The organism is Yoonia sp., from assembly GCF_046498525.1.
In the GTDB taxonomy this organism is placed as follows: domain Bacteria; phylum Pseudomonadota; class Alphaproteobacteria; order Rhodobacterales; family Rhodobacteraceae; genus Yoonia.
The window spans coordinates 1-19520 of the sequence record NZ_JAWOAN010000105.1 but is presented as its reverse complement, the minus strand read 5'-3'; the positions used below and the strand labels follow the sequence as shown (position 1 = coordinate 19520).

Here is a 19520-nt window from a genome sequence, read left to right as displayed (position 1 = left end):
GCACGATCACATCAAGAAGGTAGCCCGGTGCAAGCTGTATGATCCAGCCCGACACGCCTGCAGCAATGCACAATGCAACGAGGGTCAAGACGCCCGTCAGCCGTCTGCGTTCGCCTTTGTTGAACGTTCGGTCACACCACCCGATCAACCGGCCCATCAGGACAGCCGGGTGCGGGAACCGAGACCAGAGCCACTTGGGTTCGCCCAGCAGCGCATCCAGCAACATGGCGAACACAAGCGTCAAAATGCGGCCTCCAACTGCGCCCAGCGGTCCGTGGCGGGCAACCCCAGACGGAGCCAGTCAGGGGCATAGGGAAAGATGCGTGACCAGATATGGTGTTCGGCAAGCCGGTCTTGGACCGCGCTTGCGTCCTTGACCTTGTAGAGGCGGAATAGGGTAGTGCCGCCGACAAGTTCTGTCCCGTTATTTACCACAAGCGCATCCAGACGTGTGGCGTCGGCTGCAAGGCGCACCCGCGTTGCATCGGCCCAGGCAGGGTCAGACAGGGCCTCGGCCCCGATCGACAGGGCCGGTCCGGAGATTTGCCACGGCCCCAGAAGGTCGTTCAGTCTTGCGATAATTTTTGGGTCGCCGACGGCAAAGCCAAGGCGCAGACCGGCAAGCCCCCAGAACTTGCCAAAACTCTTGAGGACGACAACACCGGGGCGTGAAGCCATATGGATCAGGGACTGATCCGGCATGACGTCGCAAAAGCTTTCGTCGATCACGGTGTAGGCGGCCTCAAAATCTCTGATCGTCCAGATGTGACCGTCAGGATTGTTGGGATGCACCGCGACCAGCGCGTGGCTTGGGTCTTGACCCAAGCGCCATCCCGATGCGGAAAAGGCGGCTCCATGTTCGTTATAGGTTGGCCCGGGAATGCAAACTTCGCCTGTCGGGATCACGCGCGGCAGGGCGGCGATAATGGCAGAAGCACCTGTTGCGCCGATGATCGCCGCGCTATCGGGGACATTCCAGAAGCTACGCGCCAAGGCGTAGAGCCGCGCGAATGCGGCTTCATCGGGTAAGGCGGTCCAGACATCCTGCGGGATCTTGGGGATCGGGTATGAGACCGGATTGATGCCGGTTGACAGGTCCAGCCAGTCTGCCCGCGTGCCGCCGTAGGCGGCGATTGCAGCGTCAATGCCACCGCCATGATCACGCTTGTTGTTCATTCGTCTTGCGGCAGCGGAGGGTGGCGGGTCACGAAATGGCCTTTCACGGCCTGTGGCCATTCGCGGTAGGGGACTTGCCCTGTGGTCGAAGCCGCGTGTGCCAGGGCATAGGCGACGATGCCACTTGCCGCTTCGGTCGTGGGTTCGAATTCACCCAAAGTGTAATTGAGTTTGCCCGCGCCCTGTATCGCGACATTGCAGGCTTTCTTGCACCCCATCAGGCAAGAGACCCTGCGGGTTTTGACGTCTTGCAGGCCGGTTGCCGCAGCTTCGATCAACTTGGCAAGCGCTTCGCCGTCGGTCCGAGCCATATCGCCCGCGTCCCACCCTTCCCGTTTGCAGGTGTCGCAGATCGTGATCCAGGTTGTCATGCGGGGTGCCTCTTTTTTGCTGCGGCGTTTCAAGCGTATTCGCGCCGCCAACACAAGCCCGTCGGCAAGAATCGGTCTTTTGGTACAGTGCAATTCCGCCGTTAACACTTCGTTAAGGATTTCGTCACAGGTGTCTTTGGTACGAAGGTGAAGAACCAGTTTTAACGAGTGTAGTGTGTACCGAAAGGGAGGATACGATGAGGGCTTTGATTGTCCAGCGAAATGAGGGCTTGGGGCGGATATGGCAACGGCATCTTGAGCGGCTTGGCGTCGTTGTGACCTGTGTTCAAACTGCCGAAGATGCTTTGCAGATTGTCGACTCAACAGCGTTCGACGTGATTGTCCTGGATCTGGTTCTGGTCGAGGGCAGCGCATTGGCGGTTGCCGACCTTGTGCAGTTCCGTCAACCTCATGCCAATGTTGTTTTCGTCACTGATACGACGTTCTTTTCAGACGGGTCCATTTTCAATCACGCGGGCAATGCGCGGGCGTTGGTGAAGACTGCGACGCCGCCCGAAGACCTTGCCGCAATCGTTCACCACTATGGGATCAGGCCCCCCGACCATGCGGGGCGTCATAATCCAGTATAGGGTTGATCGGGATGATCCGATGCGGGTTGATGGTGTCATGGCTGTAGTGATAGTGCCGCACGATATGGTGCATGTTCACCGTGTCGGCGATGCCCGGCATTTGGTACAATTCGCGCATGTAGCCTGAAAGATTCGGATAGTCCGCGATCCGCTTGCGGTTACACTTGAAGTGCAGGTGATAGACCGGATCGAAACGGATCAGTGTCGTCCAGAGGCGCCAATCTGCTTCTGTCAGGCGGTCGCCCATCAGGTAGCGATTCTCGGCAAGCCGATCTTCCAGCCAGTTCAGCGTATCGAACAGCGGATATACTGCTTTATCGTAGGCTTCCTGCGACGTCGCAAAGCCGGATTTGTAGACGCCGTTGTTGACCGTGTCGTAGATGCGGTCATTTACCGGGGCGATGTCCTCGCGCAGGTCTTCCGGCCAGTAGTCATCGGTGTTGCCCGTCATCTCGTCAAAGGCCGAATTGAACATCCGGATGATCTCCGAGCTTTCGTTGGAAACAATCGTCCCGCGTTTCTTGTCCCACAGGATCGGGACTGTCACACGTCCGGTCATGTCCGGCAGGGCCTTCAGATAGATGTCGCGCGCGAAAGGCAGGCCAAAGAGCGTATCACCCGTGGCCCCATGCTCATCCGTTTTAAACGTCCAGCCATCCGACAGCATGTCAGGGTGTACTGCCGAAATACTAATGTGGTCGGTCAGGTCCTTGAGTTGCCGAAAGACGAGCGTCCGGTGCGCCCATGGGCAGGCGTAGGAAACATAAAGGTGGTAGCGTCCGCTCTCGGCTTTGAATCCGCCTTCACCGGATGGCCCGGCAGAACCGTCCGCAGTGATCCAGTTGCGGAATTGCGCGTCCTTGCGCACGAAAGCACCGCCCGTTGATTTGGTGTCGTACCAAACGTCATGCCATACACCGTCTACTAATTGGCCCATCTTGATCATCCTTCCATTTGTTTGATCAGTAGCTAATGCCATAGCGCAAACGAACAAACAGGTGTAGGGGCGCAGCTTTCGTGCGTGAGTGCACAGACCACCACAGGGTTTTCATTGCCGCCACTTGTCATCCATGCGTCGCTTAAGCGTTTGCTCTGCGTTGTCGTGCCGACTATACCCTCTTCTGACGAAGCCAATACAAGGCCAGAGAGGTTGGAGACGGCACGGTTGACCCAAAACGGGAACTGCGCATCTCGTCGTCAAGACCCGGTGGAACGGTCTCTCTGGAAGTATGATGAAACGGAGGACGCTCATGCGAGGGTTTTTAACAATCTTGCTTATCTGCACTGGGTCATCGGCGATGGCGCATCCGGGCCATTGGGCGGATGTGGCTGGACATGACCACTGGATTGCGGGTGCTGCCATAGGTCTGGCCGGTCTGGCCGCGATCTGGGGTGCCTTGAAGGGCAAGAAAGAAAAGGAAGCCGCTGCCGAGGCTGAGGAAGAGTTGGAAGAGGAAACCGCATGAAAACCGGTGTCATGATTTGCGGCCACGGATCGCGCAGCCAGTCGGCTGTTAATGAATTTGCGACCCTCGCGGACAAGTTGCCTGCCTATCTCCCTGACGACTGGATGACCGACTACGGCTATCTGGAGTTTGCAAACCCGGTGATCCGTGATGGACTTGATAAGCTGCGGGAGGCTGGGTGCGAACGCATCTTGGCAGTGCCGGGGATGCTCTTTGCTGCGATGCACGCCAAGAACGACATCCCGACGGTCCTGAATACCTATGCTGCGAAACATGGCATGACAGTACAATACGGTCGCGAGTTGGGCGTTGATCCCAAGATGATCGCCGCCGCCGCTGGCCGTATTCAGGATGCCGTCGATCAGGCGAATGCGGAACATGGTGAATTGCCGTTGACCGAAACCTGCCTTGTCGTGATCGGGCGTGGGGCGTCTGATCCCGATGCCAACGGTAACGTCGCCAAGATCGCGCGGATGCTGCAAGAGGGCATGGGTTTTGGCTGGTGCGAGGTCGGCTATTCTGGCGTTACTTTCCCCTTGGTAGAGCCGTGTCTGCAACATGTTGCGCGTTTGCCTTACAAGCGTGTCATTGTGTTCCCCTACTTTTTGTTCTCGGGTATTCTGATTGACCGGATTTACGGGTTTACGGATCAAGTCGCCGCAGAGCACACAGATATTCAATTCGTCAAAGCAGGGTATCTGGGCGATCATCCCAAGGTACTTGAAACCTTTGCCGAGCGGATCATGGAGCAGGTCAGCGAAACACCCCCGCCGAACTGCGGCATCTGCGGGTATCGCAGTCAGGTTCTGGCTCTGGAAGAAGGCGCACATCACCACATCAGCGCGGAGGATCGCGCGCATCCTGCCTTTGGGGCGGTTCCGCCGCCGACCTGTGTTCTTTGCAAATACCGGACCGCTGTGCTGGGTTTCGAGGGCGAAGTGGGTGCGGTACAGGAAAGTCACCACCATCACGTCGAGGGGCAGGGTGCGAATGCGCCGGGGTCCAATGTGGCGGATTGCACGCTGTGCGATACTTTCTGTACCGGCATGTGCAGGTTGCAGGCCGCAGATGATCACCACCATCACCACCATGATCACGATCATGATCATCATCATGACCATCACCACGCACCTTACCCCCATGCCAAACACCCGCATGGCCCGGAAAGCGCGCGTAAGACCAAAGCTGGCTGAATATTAGCTTGCTCCAAAAACGCCCGCCGGAGGCTCCGGCGGGTGCCACTCCAGACAAAGGCCCGCACGTGCGCCCCTACGAAACAGACCCTGCAACGATCTATGCACAAAGCTTTGCAACCGTCCGCGCAGAAGCGCGGCTCGAGCGGTTTGCGCCTGCAATGCATCCGCTCATCACGCGGCTGATCCATTCCTGTGGAATGGTCGAGATCGCCGATCGGCTGGCTTTCTCGCAACGGGCCGTGGACGCCGGGAATGTGGCTTTGAAAGCCGGCGCGCCGGTGCTGTGTGATTGTGAAATGGTCGGTGCAGGGATCATCCGGCGGTATCTGCCTGCAGCGAATGATGTGGTCGTGACGTTGAATGACCCGTCGGTTCCAGCGCATGCCAAAGAGATCGGCAACACCCGCTCTGCCGCCGCCGTCGAGCTTTGGCGCGACCGGATCGAGGGTGCTGTCGTCGCCATCGGGAACGCGCCAACGGCGCTGTTTCATCTGCTTGAACTGCTGGACGCGGGATGGCCGAAACCGGCGGTCATTCTGGGCTTTCCGGTGGGCTTCGTCGGGGCTGCGGAAAGCAAGGCCGAGCTAGCAGCAAACCCGCGCGGGTGTGATTATGTCGCGTTGCGCGGACGGCGTGGCGGGTCTGCAATGGCCTCTGCGGCTGTCAATGCACTGGCCGCGGGACTGCCGGAAGATGTGTAGGCAGGTGCTTATCATGACCGTTGGATATCCCGCGCGACGCCGCCGCAAGGGGGGCGACAAGCGATGACTGATCCATGGCTCCATATCGTCGGGATTGGTGAAGACGGGATGGACGGTCTTGTTCCGGCGACACGTGCCGTGGTCGAGGCGGCGGAGATCATTATCGGCGGTGAGCGGCACCATACGCTTACCAAGGATTTGACATCTGAACGTCTGGCGTGGCCGCATCCGTTCGATGCGTTGATTGCAACCATCGAGGACCTGCGCGGCAAGCGGGTGGTCATTCTGGCGACGGGCGACCCTTTGTGGTTTTCTGTCGGGGCGCGGATTGGCCGTGCCATTGATCCGAGCGAGATTGTCTACCACCCGCAACTATCGGCGTTCCAGCTTGCTGCGGCCCGCATGGGCTGGTCCTTGCCTGACGTCGAAACGCTGACTGTCCACGGTCGCCCTGTCGAGCAGATGATCGCCTTTATCCAGCCCGATGCGCAGTTACTTGTTCTTACCACCGGGGCGGAAACGCCTGCGCAGATTGCCGCATTCTTGACAGAACGCGGGTTCGGGCAGTCAAGAATGACCGTTCTGGCAGCGATGGGCGGCAAGGATGAGGCACGTTTCGATGGGCTGGCCGAAAGCTGGGATCACACGGTGCCCGCTTTCAATACGCTCGCCGTGAACTGTGTCGCTGCCCCTGATGCGGCCCTGCTGCCGCGTGTTCCGGGGTTGGCGGATGATCTCTTTCAGTCCGACGGGACTATGACAAAACAAGAGGTGCGCGCGGCAACTGTTGCCAAGCTCATGCCGATGCGCGGTGCCCTGTTGTGGGATATTGGCTGTGGTTGCGGATCAGTTGCGATCGAATGGATGCGTGCGGCGCGCTACGCCCGTGCGGTGGGCATCGAACCCCGCGCCGACAGACGCGCGATGGCGGCTGCGAATGCCTTGGCGCTTGGTGTGCCGAAGCTGGCTTTGGTCGAAGGGTCGGTGCCTGAGGCGCTGGACGGACTTGATGCACCGGATGCAATCTTTATCGGTGGCGGGCTGAGCCGCGAAACCTTTGATGCGGCATGGTCCGCCCTGCGTCCGCTGGGCCGCCTTGTGGCAAATGCGGTGACATTGGAGAGCGAAGCTGAATTGATTGCGCTGCACAAGTTGCACGGTGGTGATCTGGTAAAGCTCTCGGTCCACCGTGCAGAACCTGTGGGTCGCCTGACCGGTTGGCGGCCGCTGATGCCGGTCACGCAGTGGAGTCTGGTGAAGCGATGACTGGAGTTCTCTACGGTGTTGGGCTAGGGCCCGGTGCGCCCGATCTAATCACATTGCGCGCGGCGCGGCTGATCGAGGCGGCTTCCGTGGTGGCCTATCCCACGCTTGCCGGTGCTGCGAGTTTTGCGCGTTCGATCGCGGCAGACTTGATTGCGCCCGGAGTGCAGGAAATCGTCATGGATGTGCCCATGTCGGTGGAACGTGCGCCTGCGCAGGACGCCTATGACAAGGGCGCGGCCGAGATTGCGGCTGCATTGGATGCCGGACAGGATGTCGTGTGCCTTTGCGAGGGTGACCCGTTCTTTTATGGCTCTTTCATGTACCTCTTTGCGCGTTTATCCGCGAACTACCAAGTCGAGGTTGTACCGGGTGTCACTTCGGTCACCGCCTGTGCCGCGCGTGCAGCCATGCCACTGGCGGCGCGCAATGAGCGGCTGACGGTTCTGCCCGGGCCGTTGCCCGAAGATGAGTTGCGTGCGCGGATCGAAGGCGCGGAAAGTGTCGTGATCATGAAGGTCGGGCGGCATCTGTCCAAGATACGTGGCGTGATTGATGCGCTGGGTCTGACCGGCGATGCCGTTTATGTGGAACGGGCGACCTTGCCGGAAGAGGTCGTGCTGCCATTGGCCGATGCACCCGAAAAGGCACCATACTTCTCGATGATCTTATTGACGAAAGGGGCCGATCCTTGGCTTTGAAACCTGTAGTTTTGGCGCTGTCGCGCTCTGGTGAGGCAACGGCGCATCGCGTCGCGGCGACACTTGGCGCCCAAGTCCATGGACGCGAAGGCCGCGTTGATCAGGCAGACGCATTCTTTGCCAATGCGCTGGATCACGCGCGTGACCTGTTTGCCGCTGGTGTTCCGGTTGTTGGGGTTTGTGCGTCTGGCATCCTGATCCGAGCAGTCGCCCCGCTTCTGGCTGACAAAACGACCGAACCGCCGGTTATTTCCGTATCGGAAGATGGCGCGGTCGTCGTTCCGCTGTTGGGTGGGCATCGTGGTGCAAACAGGCTGTCTGCGCAGATATCCGCGGCGCTGGGTGCTGTATCTGCGGTCACGACGGCGGGCGATGTGGCCCTTGGCGTGGCATTGGATGAACCACCCCCCGGGTGGCGCTTGGTCAATCGCCGTGATGCAAAGGCGGCGATGGCGGGCTTGCTGGCCGGAGGTGGTGCAGAGGTAGTCGGCGATGCGCCGTGGTTGGCAGATTTGCCTCGGGGTGATGCCTTGCGGGTGTCTTGCACGATGGCGCGACAGGGTGATCTGGGTGCTGCCCATCTTCAGTTTGCGCCGCAACGGCTGACATTGGGTGTCGGCTGTGCGCGTAATTGTCCTGCGGATGAGTTGGCGACCTTGGTATCGGATACTCTGAAACAGGCAGGTGTCGCGCCAGAGGCCGTGCATTCTGTGAACACGATCTCTTTGAAGGCGGATGAGCCTGCGATCATCGCGTTGGCCACCGATCTGGGCATCCCGCTACGTTTGTTTGACGCCGATGCGCTGGAAGCGCAGACGCCGCAGTTGCAGAACCCGTCCGATGTTGTCTTTGCCGAAGTGGGTGCACATGGCGTGTCCGAGGCGGCGGCGCTGGCGCAAGCGGGTGATGCTGGTGAATTTCTGGTGGCCAAGCGCAAGACCGCGAATGCGACCTGTGCGTTGGTTGTGACGCCAGACCCCTTGGTGACCCTGAAAGGGCGCGCACGGGGGCGTCTGTCTGTCGTGGGTATTGGGCCTGGTCAGGCAGCATGGCGCACGCCGGAAGTGTCGCGCTTGGTTTCCGAGGCCGAGGAACTCGTGGGTTATGGCCTTTATATTGATTTGCTGGGCCCGTTGGCTGTGGGCAAAGACCGCTCCGTTTTTCCTCTGGGTGGCGAAGAAGAACGTTGCCGCTACGCGCTTGAACAGGCAGGACAGGGCAAGAACGTGGCCTTGGTCTGTTCGGGTGATGCAGGCATCTATGCGATGGCGGCCTTGGTCTTTGAGTTGCTGGATCGTGGTCCGGACCAGATGGGCGTGAGTGACGCCGCCCGCCGGGTCGAAGTGGTATGTTCGCCAGGGGTGAGCGCGCTGCAAGGGGCGGCGGCGCGTGCCGGTGCGCCTTTGGGCCATGATTTCTGCGCGATTTCCCTGTCGGATCTGCTGACCCCGCGGGAAGATATCGTGAAACGCTTGAATGCTGCGGCAGTCGGTGACTTTGTGATTGCCTTTTATAATCCGGTTTCGCTGCGACGCCGGACCCTTTTGGCCGAGGCGCGCGATATCCTGCTGCAATATCGGCCCGCTGATACGCCTGTGATGCTGGCTTCTTCGCTGGGGCGGCCGGAAGAGCACGTGCGGTATCGCAGGCTTGATGAGCTTGAAGTGGACGAAGTGGATATGCTGACGGTGGTTCTGGTCGGGTCGTCGCATTCGCGGCTGGCCGCGCTTGGCGAAGGGCCGCGGATGTATACGCCGCGCGGTTATGCGCGCAAGATTGACGGGGATCTGGCAGGATGACGCTTTTTGGCTGGCGCCAAATGCGCCCCACCTGCCATCCCATTGCGCGCCGCGCGGGAGTATTTGTGCCAAGATGAAGATGGGAGCTTTGAATTGACTGTTTTTTTTATCGGTGCAGGTCCGGGTGATCCCGAATTGCTGACGTTGAAGGCAGCGCGTATCATAGGGGAATGTCCGGTGTGTCTTTACGCAGGCTCGCTTGTGCCTGCCGAGGTTGTGGCCTGTGCACCCAAGGGGGCGCTTGTCATGGATACGGCACCGATGACTTTGGATGATACGCACGGGGAGATCCTCAAGGCGCATGCAAATGGCCAGAATGTGGCCCGAGTGCATTCAGGTGATCCTTCGCTTTACGGGGCCATTGCCGAGCAGATCCGCCGGTTGAAGGCGGATGGGATTGACTACCAGATCATCCCCGGTGTGCCGGCTTATGCGGCGGCAGCCGCCGCGTTGGGCACGGAACTGACTGTGCCGGAAGTGGCGCAGTCGATCATTCTAACGCGCATGTCGATGAAATCGACGGGTATGCCGGAAGGGGAAACGCTTGAAAATTTCGCACGGACGGGTGCGACGCTGGCGATCCACCTTGGTATCCGTGCCCTGCGCGAGATCGAGCGGCAGTTGGCCCCGTACTATGGCGAGGATTGCCCCGTGGCCGTGATCTATCGTGTTGGCTGGCCCGATCAGATGATCATTCGCGGTACTTTGACGGACGTGCGCGAGAAGGTACGTGCCGCCAAGATTACGCGAACGGCATTGATCCTTGTTGGACCGGCGTTGGCCGATTCGCACGGGTTTCCGGACTCTGCGCTCTATGATGCGGCCAAGCCACATGTGTTGCGACCGCGCCTGAAGGCTTGAAAGTAAGGCGTTTCTGCGCTGCGGCGGATTTTGTCATTTGATATTTACTATTCTCGGGGCATCTTTCGGACTGTCTGGAGGGAGTTGGTATGTTTACGTTTTTGCCTGATGCGGTACGTCAGGGTTTGGAAGAAGCACGCAAGGCTGCGCTGAAGCGCAAGGACCGTCTGGCGGTTCACGACGGGGACGACACCTATCGCATTTGCCGTTTCTGGGACGGGGGCTTTGCCCTTGATCTGGAAGGATCCGATCGGTTGCGGGGCCATGTCGATATCTATGACGGGCCCAAGCATCTTTATACCTGCCTTGTTGTGTCGTCGGTCGATGCGGAGTTTGAGCGGGTCTTTGAATTCAAATGGGCTACCCCCGTCGCGACAGAACCGGCAGCGGACTTTGTACGCCCCGATTTCGTACCGGCGGGCCTGATCAGCCGCTAGGCAGTGAACATCATTGCAAATCGCTGAAGGCGTCCTGCATGCGGCGGACCGCTTCTTCCACTGTGGCCCTTTGGGTCGCCAGATTGAAACGCATGAAAGTTTCACCACCGGTGCCAAATGTCGGCCCCTGCGAAACAGCGATCTTGGCTGTGTCGCGGATGCGTCTTGCGACCTCTTCGTGGGTCATTCCGGTGCCGGAGAAATCCACCCACGCAAGATAGGTGGATTGCAGCGGCATGGACCACACGCCGGGGATGGCGTTGATGCCGGTGTTGAAAATCTCGCAGTTGCTTTGCAGATGCGCGATTTGTTCATCGACCCAGGTGGCACCTTCAGGTGAATAGGCAGCGGTAATCATCTTGATGCCCAGCGAGGAAGGACCGTAGTCCAGAGTAGAGAGCCGCTTGCGCATGGCCGCGCGCAATTCCGGATCGGCAATGATCATGTTTCCGGTGCGTTGTCCTGCGATGTTGAAGGTCTTGGAGGCGGCGGTCAGATAGACTGTATTGTCAGCGTCCTGCGGGGCTGCAACGGCCATCGGCACAAATGTATTCCCGGGATAGACGAGATCGTGATGGATTTCGTCGCTGATCAGCATCAAGCCGTTCTTGCGGGCGAATGCGGAGACGGCGCGCAACTCGTCTGCCGTCCAGACGCGGCCTGACGGGTTTTGCGGAGAACACCAGATCAGCATCTTCTCTTTGCCGGTCAGGCGGGATTGCGCATCGTCCAGATCAAGGACGTAAGTTTCGTCTTTCCGGACCAGCGGGCACTCTGTCACGACCCTGCCTGTCTTGTTAATCTTTACTGCAAATTCGTGATAGACTGGCGTAAAGATCACTGCGGCATCGCCGGGCTCTGTCCAGACATCGAGGCACAGGGCGATCCCGTTTCCAAGGCCCTGCGTCGTCAGAATCCAGTCCCTTTCAATTGACCAGCCATGGCGGGTCTGCATCCACCATTTGATTGCGCCCAGATATGCGTCGTCCTCGAAACCATAACCGAACACACCGTGGTCAGCAGCGGCTTTCACCGCCGCGATCACACAGGGGGCGGTTTGATAGTCAGAATCAGCCGTCCACATCGCGAGGCCATCTTCGGGCGATACACCGTATAGCTTTTCCATCCGGTCCCATTTGGTGCTGTTGGTGCCGCGACGGTCGATGGGGGTATTGAACGACATGTGTCTCTCCTGCTGTCTTACAGGCAAACTGGTAGGATGCGCTGCTCGGTGCAAGGCGAAAAACGCCCTGTGCTTGCGGTGCACGGCAGGACGCACTAAATCAGCGCTATGGCATTGCGAAATATACTCATCCACCCCGACCCACGTTTGAAAAAAGTGGCCACGCCCGTAACAACGGTGAACGACGATCTGCGCCGTTTGGCCGATGATATGCTTGAAACGATGTATGATGCTCCGGGTATCGGGTTGGCCGCCCCGCAGGTTGCGGTCATGAGCCGGATGCTGGTGATGGATTGCGCGAAGGAAGACGATGCAACACCGGAGCCGATGGTGTTGATCAATCCGGAAGTCACATGGCGTTCCGAAGAGCAGAACGTCTATGAAGAGGGCTGCCTGTCGATTCCCGAGCAATATGCAGAGGTTGAGCGGCCTACGGAGGTTGAAGTCATCTGGACCGAACTTGACGGGCAAGCCCGACGCGAACGGTTTGACGGGCTGTGGGCAACCTGTGTACAGCACGAGATAGACCATCTCGACGGCAAGCTTTTCATTGACTACCTCAAGCCGCTCAAGCGCCAGATGATTACCCGCAAGATGCAAAAGCTGAAACGCGAAATGGCGCGGGGCTGAGCCTTGGCTGTGCGTTCGCTACGGTTCGAAGGTGATCCGGTCTTGCTGCACACGGCGGCCCCGGTTGACGTGTTCGACGAAACACTTGCCGCGCTTGTCAGGGACATGTTCGAGACGATGTATGCGGCCCCCGGGCGCGGTCTGGCCGCCCCGCAAGTCGGTGTCAGCCGCCGCGTTTTCGTGGTGGATACCGCGTGGAAAGAGGCGGAGCCTGATCCGATGATCTTTGTGAACCCGCAGATCACGGCCCGCGCGGATGAAGAGGCGATTGGCACGGAGGCCTGTCTGTCCATCCCCGGCAAGAGTTTTGATGTCAGCCGTCCCATATGGGTTGCACTCTCTTGGCAGGATCTGGATGGAAGTGCCCGCAGTGGTCGTTTCGAAGGTGTTCAGGCCGTCTGTATCTGCCACGAATTCGACCACCTTGAAGGTCTTTTGATTACCCAGACGGGAAGCCCGCAATGACCCACCGCCCTTTTGTCATGTGGCCGCATCCAGCACTACGCACTCCGGCAACCCCGGTTGCGCAAATCACGGATGAGGTGCGCGCAATCTGGGAAGAGATGATCTTGGCGATGGATCGGATGCCGGGTGTCGGGCTGGCCGCTCCGCAGTTGGGCATCGACATGGCCCTTGCTGTCGTGGATGCTTCCGAGGCGCGCGGACAGGCGATCCGCATGGCGAACCCAACGGTTCTGCACAGCAGTGTAGAGCCTCGTGTGCACGAGGAAGGGTCACCCAATCTGCCGGGTGTTTGGGCCAAGGTGACACGACCACGGGCGGTGACAGTGCGGTTCCTGAATGCGGACGGTCAATGGGACCGGCAGGATTTTGTCGGACTTTGGGCGACTTCGGTGCAGCATCAGATTGATCATTTGGGGGGCAAGATGTTCTTTGATCGCCTGACGCGGGTAAAGCGCGAGATGCTGATCAGGAAGTCGGCAAAGTTGCAGCGCCGTTAAGAATTTGGTGCCGCTGGTGCGAATGTGATTGAATAAAGAGGGTCGAGGCCGATGCGTATCATCTTCATGGGGACACCTGATTTTTCGGTTCCGGTTCTGGATACACTTGTGGCTGCTGGCCATGAGGTCGTTGCCGTTTATTGTCAGCCGCCCCGACCTGCGGGGCGCGGCAAGAAGGATCGACCGTCGCCTGTGCAGAAACGTGCCGAGGCTTTGGGGCTTGAAGTGCGGCATCCTGTTTCGCTGAAAGGCGCGGCAGAGCAGGCCGCCTTTGCTGCGCTGGAAGCGGATGTTGCAGTGGTCGTCGCCTATGGTCTGATCCTGCCGCAAGCGATTTTGGATGCGCCAAAGGCAGGATGCCTGAACATCCATGCTTCGCTCTTGCCGCGTTGGCGTGGTGCGGCCCCTATCCACCGTGCGATCATGGCAGGTGACACTGAAACCGGCGTTTGTATCATGCAGATGGAGGCAGGTCTGGATACCGGGCCGGTCTTGTTAAGTGAAAGAACGCCGATTGGCCCCGAAGAAACGACCGGGCAACTGCACGACAGGCTCTCGCAGATGGGCGCCAGATTGATTGTGCAAGCTTTGGATGACCTGAGCGCACTTTCACCCGATCCGCAGCCCGAAGACGGGGTGACCTATGCCGCCAAGATCGACAAGGCCGAAGCCCGCGTTGATTGGTCGAAGTCAGCCGCCGAGGTCAGCCGGTTAATACGTGGATTGTCACCCTTTCCCGGAGCATGGTGTGATGTGGCGGGCGAACGTATCAAATTACTGGGAGCCCGCGCAGTAGATGGTGCCGGAGAGCCGGGGCAGGTGCTTGGCGGTTTTGCCATCGCCTGCGGTGATGGTGCCGTCGAGGTGACGCAGGCGCAACGCCCTGGCAAGAAAGCGATGTCGGCTGATGAAATATTGAAAGGTCTGGCGCTGGGGCCAACAGTTGTCTGATGGCTTGCTTGACCAGATTGTCACGTTCTTGCGGGATTCGCGAAATCTCGCCTGAGGTTATTTCGCCTATCCCGACGAGGGTGCTATCAGGGGATTCGGAAATTCTAAGGTAGCATGATGACTTCTGTGACAAATCTGACCCGAAGGTCGTTCGCTGCGATGGCAATGGCGACTACGGCGGCAGCCTGTGCGCCGCGTTTGCCCGTTGCTGAGATTGAACCGACCGTGCCGGAACCTTTTATCGAGGGATATGGTCCTATCGAGGACGCAGGTTATATCCTTCCCGGAGTGCCGTCCAAGTACCTGCAAGGCGTCAACCGTCGCATGACAGGGTGGTACAATGGCGAAGCCGGGCCAAATACCCTCGACGTCGATCCTTATGCGAAATTCCTCTACCATGTGCGCGAAGACGGAACGACCACGCGGTATCCCGTTGGCGTTGGTCGTGCAGGACGTTCGATCCGTGGTACGGCAACGATGAAATTCATGCGTGAATGGCCGGGTTGGACACCGACGCAGAACATGCTGCGGACCGAACCCGAAGTATATGGACCATTCCGCGCGGGTATTCCCGGGGGCCTGCGCAGCCCGCTCGGGGCGCGCGCGTTATATCTGTTTCGCGGCGGCCGTGACACATACTACCGGATTCACGGCACGAATGATCTGGGATCAATAGGCAATTCCGGTTCTGCTGGTTGCATCCGTATGTTCAATCAGGATGTGATCCATCTTTATAACCAGATCGAGGCACCAATGAAGGTGATCATCCGGTCGCCGGAAGAATCGATGCGGGTTGATCCCGAAAACTTCGGCCGTGGCATTGAACTGCCGCCAAAAATCATCTCGGCTGAAGATCTCTTGGGGGAAGAGGCTGTTGCCAATGACCGCCCACCAGAATTTGACGACGGATAGCCCCTTGTCTTGATGATGATAGCCGTTCAAGCTTGCGGTTGAGGCGGCTATGCAATGCTGGGCCGTAAAGTGAAACTTACGACAGCATTACTTGAATTTTTGTTATCAATGATGAATCTAGGGTTTGCATATTGCGAGTTTCGAGAGCCAGATCGGTGTTTGATCCCTTGGTGTGATCGTCGACCCCTTCTCAGAAATGGAAGGAAGCAATGTGGGACAAGTTCGTCACGAAGGGGTTGAGACAATTTTTAGAGGCGCCCTTCATTCTCTGTTAGGTCTGTTGCGCCAATCTCTGTTTGGGCGCTTGGCGGGATATGAGGAAGTGAATAATGCGGATCGTCTGCCGCTTGTTTCAGTGATGCGGCCGTTGGTTGGCAGGCTGGCTGTGGATGGTAGCGCCGCGTTGACAAGCCATATGGGGCAATTCGTGACCAAGGGCCGTCCAACATAGAAGATGTCCTTACCCGCAAACAGTTGTCCAGTGCCATTTTTATGAGCCACTTTTGAGCACTGTCTCTGGAACTCGTGGTCGCATGTAAAAGGATACCGTGACCGCGTTCTTTGCCGTCATAACCTACCCCGGTTAGTGGCTTTACGTGGTGTATTCTGGCGGATCCGTCAGCCCACAGAAATTGGAATCATCCTGTGCCGCATCGCTTTTGGAGCCATTGCCGCACGCGGCGTTGCCAGAAAGCCTCCCAGTATTTGGTTGACAGATGCGCCGCGATCCAGGTCAGCGCCCAGCTGATCGGACGCTTGAACAGGTAGCGCTCCATGGTGCTACCGGTATTCATCATTCCGAACACCATCAAAGGGTGCCAGATGTAAAGAGCATAGGAAATGCGTGCGATATACCGCGCGATCCTGCTTTCCAGAACATCAAGCAGAGGGCGTAACTGGCAATGCATGATGACCCCGACAAGGGCCATGGCAATATAGGGCCGCAGATAGACCAGCACACCGCCATAGTCATGCGATGACGCCATAAACAACCCTGACAAAAGCGCTATCAGTGCGCCTGCTATGGCGCGGTGTGCAAAGAAAGCTCGCAAATGCGCACCCCAATAATATGAGACCAAGGCAAGCCATCCACCTACCAGAATTTCATCGGCGCGCAGATGGGTATTGATGTTTGAAATCACTCCGGCCTCAACCCTGAAACCAGTGATGATCAGTGCCCCTGGGACCACCAGCCAGACCGCGCGTGCTCCACCCAGTAATACAGCAAGACCGATCGCAAGATAGAAATGCATCTCGACGCAAAGTGACCAGATGTGGCTAACTGGACCATCGCTCAGGCCGCTAACCGCGTAGTTAGAAACGAACATCAAGTTCAGAATATAAGATTGTATCGGCAGATCGAAAAAAACCAGCAGTACAGTCAGATAAAGAAACAAGGCGGGGACTATACGCATTATCCGTTTTGTGATGAAGGGCAAAACATCAGGCTTGCGATAAAGCATGCTCACGATCAGATAGCCTGACAGGCAGAAAAAAAGCGCCATTCCCATACGCGCAGCCATGGCATTGAGCAGCCAGGGCTTGGGTCCAAGAGGTGCCGTATGCGCGAGTAAGACCAGCAGAATGCTTGCCGCACGCACCCCGTCAAGGCACGATACATAAGGGATCAGCGCGCCGGTACGCGCTGCGTTAGAAGATGTGCCTGCAAGATTAATCATATAAAATACAAAATCCTCTGGGGTATTGTGCGGCAAGAAAGCCTGCCAACCAATCGTTTTTGTTAATAATTAAAAAATCTTATCTCACGACGCTATCTTGATGGCGTCAACAAATCTGAACATTGCGTAAACATTAGGGTGCTCATGATGCAAAAAACCTAAAGTGGCACCCACACCCCTGCGCGCTCTGCCTCGATCCGGGCGACGGTGCGGGCCTTACCGCGCCAAAGAACCTCGCGCTGGTAGGCGCGGACAAAAGCGCCCAGATCGGCATCTCCGTGTTGTGGCGCGCGCCGCCACCACGCCCCTAAGTATCCTTGCAGTGTCGCCAATCCCCCAGAACATATGGCGGATGTGCCATCTTCTTGATCGCCGTTGCCGTAAAATACAACAGGTCGGATCCCACGTAATACTGCCCAAACCCATGCCGCCGCCGCCCGGAATAGATGCTTTGCTGGCTCGACCCCATCGGGCGCAGGTGTTCAAATCGTAGCTCCGGTTCGTCCCAGCTGACCGCCTTCCAGCCCAGCATCCGCGCCTTGTGGCAATCGATCCCGTCCCACATCACCTCGCGGACAAAGCCGCCGATCTGGTTAAAACAACTGACCCGCATGAATTTCGATACCCCGATCGACATCTCATCCGAGATTTTTTCACTGACCTTCCGACCGGCCTTGTCGATGTAGTAGGTCTTGCCCGAACAGGTGCCAACGCGAGGGTCGGCCTCCATCCGGTTCATCAGCCCGGCAAAGTACCCCGGTGGTAGATCAAGATCGAGGTCAAGCTTGCAAAGATAGGTATAATCCGAGAGCGACACAGTCTCTAATCCTGCGTAAAACGCTTCGATCACCCCTGGCCTAACGGCCCGATGCCCCCGATCCTCGCGCCGGACAACGGTGATCCAGTCATGCTGTGCTGCGTATTCCGCTAGGATCGCCGGGCTGTCATCGGTGGAACCGTCATCGACAATCACCCAACGCGCGGGTCGCTGCGTCTGCGCCACTATGCTATCGAGCGTGCGACGCATATACCCCGCCTCGTTCCGGCCGGGCGAGATGACAAGATAGGCGCGGGAGGGGTGATGGGTTGGGTCATGGTGCCGACGTTGCCGCAATGCTCAGCCATGGGCAAGCAACGTAATCTCTAACATCCTAAGAATACATCTGCAAAATCTGGACATCAGAGCCAGAAAGATTCTTCCTCAACCCTATCCACCGGATTACGGGACTAAACCCCTTGTGATGTAGGGCCGCAGATCGACCAGCACACCGCCATAGTCATGCGATTACGCCATAAACAAGCCTGACTAGACCAAAATCAGCGCAGCCGCGACAAGAGGTTGCGCAAAGAAGCTTCGCAAATGTGCGCCCCAATGATATGCGACCAAGGCCAGCCATCCACTCGCCAGAATTTCGTCGGCGCGCGGATGGGTATTGATGTTTGAAATCACTCCGGCCTCAACCTTGAACCTTACGATAACAAACGCTGAAGGGCGTGGATACTAATCAAATGAAAGTCATATCTGGTAGCGGATCGATCATATCGTCAAGGATGGTGATATGCGGATCCAGACCGCCATCTTCTTCCAGTCCAAGCGTCAGCGCGTCCCACAGGCCGGCCTCTTCGTCTGTGCCGTCGCTGGCATCGCCAATCACCGACAGGTTGCCCTGCCCGGTTCCGGCGCTCAATTCCAGCGTTACAAGGTCGGCGGCATAGTCGATGATCAGATTCGCATCACGCTTGTCGCCTAGCCCGTGAATATCCACGTTGTCGAACATGCCCGAGATGGCATCCACCTCGATCAGCTTCATGGAGCCTGTGCCGATGTAATCGCTCAGGTCCAGCGCCAGCGTGCCATCCAGAGCGACACCGGAATGTACAGCGCTGCCCTGCTGATCCCATGCGCCGCTGCGGAATTCGTTCACGCGGGCGAGCCCTGTAGCGTCAGCGACAAAGGACAGCTGCCCCCCGTCCTGCATTATCAACGTCGCGACACCGCCGGTAGCGCCATCAAAGCCCACCTTGGCCGCTGTGCCATTGATGCGGAGTTCGCTGTTTTCGGCCAGCAAGAATTGCGCATTATCGGCCGCCAGTATCACCTGCCCGCCCTGTACGCTGGCAATCACCGGCCCGCTGACATCGCCGGTATTGGCAAAACGCCCCCCGGTGACCTGCACCGACAGGGCGGCATCACCGCTATAGCCGTCGGTCCAGACCTGCCCAGCCCGCTCGACAAATATCATGCCGTTGTCACCTGTTTCCAACGCATCGACCGTGAGTTTCCCCGACCCTACCTGCAGCTTGCCGCCGGTGCCCAGATCAAGACTGGCCACCGTCACAGTATCGCTGAAATTAACCCAGTTACCGCCCAAATCTACGGTGTCGCCGTCGATTGGCAGCGCGTCGGAGTTCCAGTTCAACCGGTTGTCCCAGCGTACCCCGTCGCCAAGGTCGTTGGGGATGAAGCGGTGATGTGTGGCGCCGTTGGCTCCCAGATCAAAGCCGAACCCTGCCTGGAAGTAGTCGATAATATCCTGCGCTGTCAGACTGCCATCGCCCCAGTTTTCGCGGGCGTAATCCATGAGCGCGTAGATCAGGCCACTTTTGTAATAGAGGCCCATGTCTTCGCTCGCGGGTGCCGT

22 protein-coding genes and 2 pseudogenes are annotated in these 19520 nt (G+C 58.2%); 15 read left to right on the top strand and 9 right to left on the bottom strand.

Translation table 11 applies throughout. From position 1 onward, the window contains the following. The 3 genes from R6T97_RS07640 to R6T97_RS07630 form a co-directional block, all read right to left on the bottom strand. The coding region (locus tag R6T97_RS07640; RefSeq protein ID WP_410348694.1) for a cobalamin biosynthesis protein at positions 1-235 on the bottom strand (235 nt) is incomplete at its 3' end. Between the two features lie 5 nt (positions 236-240). Further along, positions 241-1176, bottom strand: coding sequence for a threonine-phosphate decarboxylase (locus R6T97_RS07635; protein WP_410348693.1), 936 nt, complete (start codon positions 1174-1176; stop codon positions 241-243). Then, complete coding sequence (locus R6T97_RS07630; protein ID WP_410348692.1) at positions 1173-1547, bottom strand: DUF1636 family protein; 375 nt, start codon at positions 1545-1547, stop codon at positions 1173-1175. Before R6T97_RS07630 ends, R6T97_RS07635 begins: the two co-directional genes overlap by 4 nt. A gap of 197 nt (positions 1548-1744) precedes the next feature. On the opposite strand from R6T97_RS07630, the gene R6T97_RS07625 reads away from it, so the two are divergent. Continuing rightward, positions 1745-2137, top strand: a complete 393-nt coding sequence (locus R6T97_RS07625) for a response regulator (RefSeq protein WP_410348691.1) — start codon at positions 1745-1747, stop codon at positions 2135-2137. Here R6T97_RS07625 and R6T97_RS07620 read toward each other — a convergent pair. Further along, positions 2097-3074, bottom strand: coding sequence for a glutathione S-transferase family protein (locus tag R6T97_RS07620; protein WP_410348690.1), 978 nt, complete (start codon positions 3072-3074; stop codon positions 2097-2099). The genes R6T97_RS07625 and R6T97_RS07620 overlap by 41 nt on opposite strands. Before the next feature lie 313 nt (positions 3075-3387). Between R6T97_RS07620 and R6T97_RS07615 the strand changes: the two genes are divergently transcribed. From R6T97_RS07615 to R6T97_RS07580, 8 genes are all read left to right on the top strand, one after another. Then, positions 3388-3603 carry a DUF6732 family protein gene (locus R6T97_RS07615; RefSeq protein ID WP_410348689.1) on the top strand — a complete coding sequence of 72 codons (216 nt, stop codon included), beginning with the start codon at positions 3388-3390 and terminating at the stop codon, positions 3601-3603. After that, a complete protein-coding gene (locus R6T97_RS07610; RefSeq protein WP_410348688.1) occupies positions 3600-4796 on the top strand; it encodes a sirohydrochlorin chelatase in 1197 nt (398 codons plus the stop codon). Before R6T97_RS07615 ends, R6T97_RS07610 begins: the two co-directional genes overlap by 4 nt. A gap of 68 nt (positions 4797-4864) precedes the next feature. Then, complete coding sequence (locus tag R6T97_RS07605; RefSeq protein WP_410348687.1) at positions 4865-5500, top strand: precorrin-8X methylmutase; 636 nt, start codon at positions 4865-4867, stop codon at positions 5498-5500. Between the two features lie 63 nt (positions 5501-5563). Next, entirely contained in the window at positions 5564-6766 is a 1203-nt protein-coding gene (cbiE, locus tag R6T97_RS07600) for a precorrin-6y C5,15-methyltransferase (decarboxylating) subunit CbiE (RefSeq protein WP_410348686.1), read from the top strand. After that, positions 6763-7464, top strand: coding sequence for a precorrin-2 C(20)-methyltransferase (cobI, locus tag R6T97_RS07595; protein WP_410348685.1), 702 nt, complete (start codon positions 6763-6765; stop codon positions 7462-7464). Before cbiE ends, cobI begins: the two co-directional genes overlap by 4 nt. Then, the gene (gene cobJ, locus R6T97_RS07590) at positions 7455-9263 is read left to right on the top strand and encodes a precorrin-3B C(17)-methyltransferase (protein ID WP_410348684.1); all 1809 of its coding nucleotides are present in this window, start codon (positions 7455-7457) and stop codon (positions 9261-9263) included. The genes cobI and cobJ overlap by 10 nt, the downstream gene beginning before the upstream one ends. Positions 9264-9356: 93 nt before the next feature. Continuing rightward, entirely contained in the window at positions 9357-10124 is a 768-nt protein-coding gene (gene cobM, locus R6T97_RS07585) for a precorrin-4 C(11)-methyltransferase (protein ID WP_410348683.1), read from the top strand. Positions 10125-10213: 89 nt separating this feature from the next. Continuing rightward, positions 10214-10561, top strand: a complete 348-nt coding sequence (locus R6T97_RS07580; RefSeq protein WP_410348682.1) for a hypothetical protein — start codon at positions 10214-10216, stop codon at positions 10559-10561. Positions 10562-10571: 10 nt separating this feature from the next. On the opposite strand, the gene R6T97_RS07575 is transcribed toward R6T97_RS07580, so the two are convergent. Continuing rightward, positions 10572-11744, bottom strand: a complete 1173-nt coding sequence (locus R6T97_RS07575; protein WP_410348681.1) for a MalY/PatB family protein — start codon at positions 11742-11744, stop codon at positions 10572-10574. A 108-nt stretch (positions 11745-11852) separates the two neighbouring features. On the opposite strand from R6T97_RS07575, the gene def (R6T97_RS07570) reads away from it, so the two are divergent. The 6 genes and pseudogenes from def (R6T97_RS07570) to R6T97_RS07545 form a co-directional block, all read left to right on the top strand. Beyond that, the gene (gene def / locus R6T97_RS07570; protein WP_410348680.1) at positions 11853-12374 is read left to right on the top strand and encodes a peptide deformylase; all 522 of its coding nucleotides are present in this window, start codon (positions 11853-11855) and stop codon (positions 12372-12374) included. Positions 12375-12377: 3 nt separating this feature from the next. Further along, on the top strand, positions 12378-12839 hold the full coding sequence (def, locus tag R6T97_RS07565; RefSeq protein ID WP_410348679.1) for a peptide deformylase: 462 nt from the start codon (positions 12378-12380) through the stop codon (positions 12837-12839). Next, the gene (gene def, locus R6T97_RS07560) at positions 12836-13336 is read left to right on the top strand and encodes a peptide deformylase (protein WP_410348678.1); all 501 of its coding nucleotides are present in this window, start codon (positions 12836-12838) and stop codon (positions 13334-13336) included. Before def (R6T97_RS07565) ends, def (R6T97_RS07560) begins: the two co-directional genes overlap by 4 nt. Before the next feature lie 51 nt (positions 13337-13387). Then, complete coding sequence (gene fmt / locus R6T97_RS07555; RefSeq protein ID WP_410348677.1) at positions 13388-14287, top strand: methionyl-tRNA formyltransferase; 900 nt, start codon at positions 13388-13390, stop codon at positions 14285-14287. 117 nt (positions 14288-14404) lie between these two features. Continuing rightward, a complete protein-coding gene (locus R6T97_RS07550) occupies positions 14405-15199 on the top strand; it encodes a L,D-transpeptidase (protein ID WP_410348676.1) in 795 nt (264 codons plus the stop codon). A 262-nt stretch (positions 15200-15461) separates the two neighbouring features. After that, positions 15462-15635: pseudogene (locus R6T97_RS07545) on the top strand (IS1380 family transposase); the annotation flags it as partial. A 202-nt stretch (positions 15636-15837) separates the two neighbouring features. On the opposite strand, the gene R6T97_RS07540 reads toward R6T97_RS07545, so the two are convergent. The 4 genes and pseudogenes from R6T97_RS07540 to R6T97_RS07525 form a co-directional block, all read right to left on the bottom strand. Further along, entirely contained in the window at positions 15838-16878 is a 1041-nt protein-coding gene (locus tag R6T97_RS07540; RefSeq protein WP_410348675.1) for an acyltransferase family protein, read from the bottom strand. Positions 16879-17036: 158 nt separating this feature from the next. Further along, positions 17037-17210 carry a hypothetical protein gene (locus tag R6T97_RS07535; protein WP_410348674.1) on the bottom strand — a complete coding sequence of 58 codons (174 nt, stop codon included), beginning with the start codon at positions 17208-17210 and terminating at the stop codon, positions 17037-17039. Further along, complete coding sequence (locus R6T97_RS07530; RefSeq protein WP_410348673.1) at positions 17186-17905, bottom strand: glycosyltransferase; 720 nt, start codon at positions 17903-17905, stop codon at positions 17186-17188. Before R6T97_RS07530 ends, R6T97_RS07535 begins: the two co-directional genes overlap by 25 nt. Positions 17906-18383: 478 nt before the next feature. Continuing rightward, positions 18384-19520, bottom strand: a pseudogene (locus R6T97_RS07525) (hypothetical protein); the annotation flags it as partial.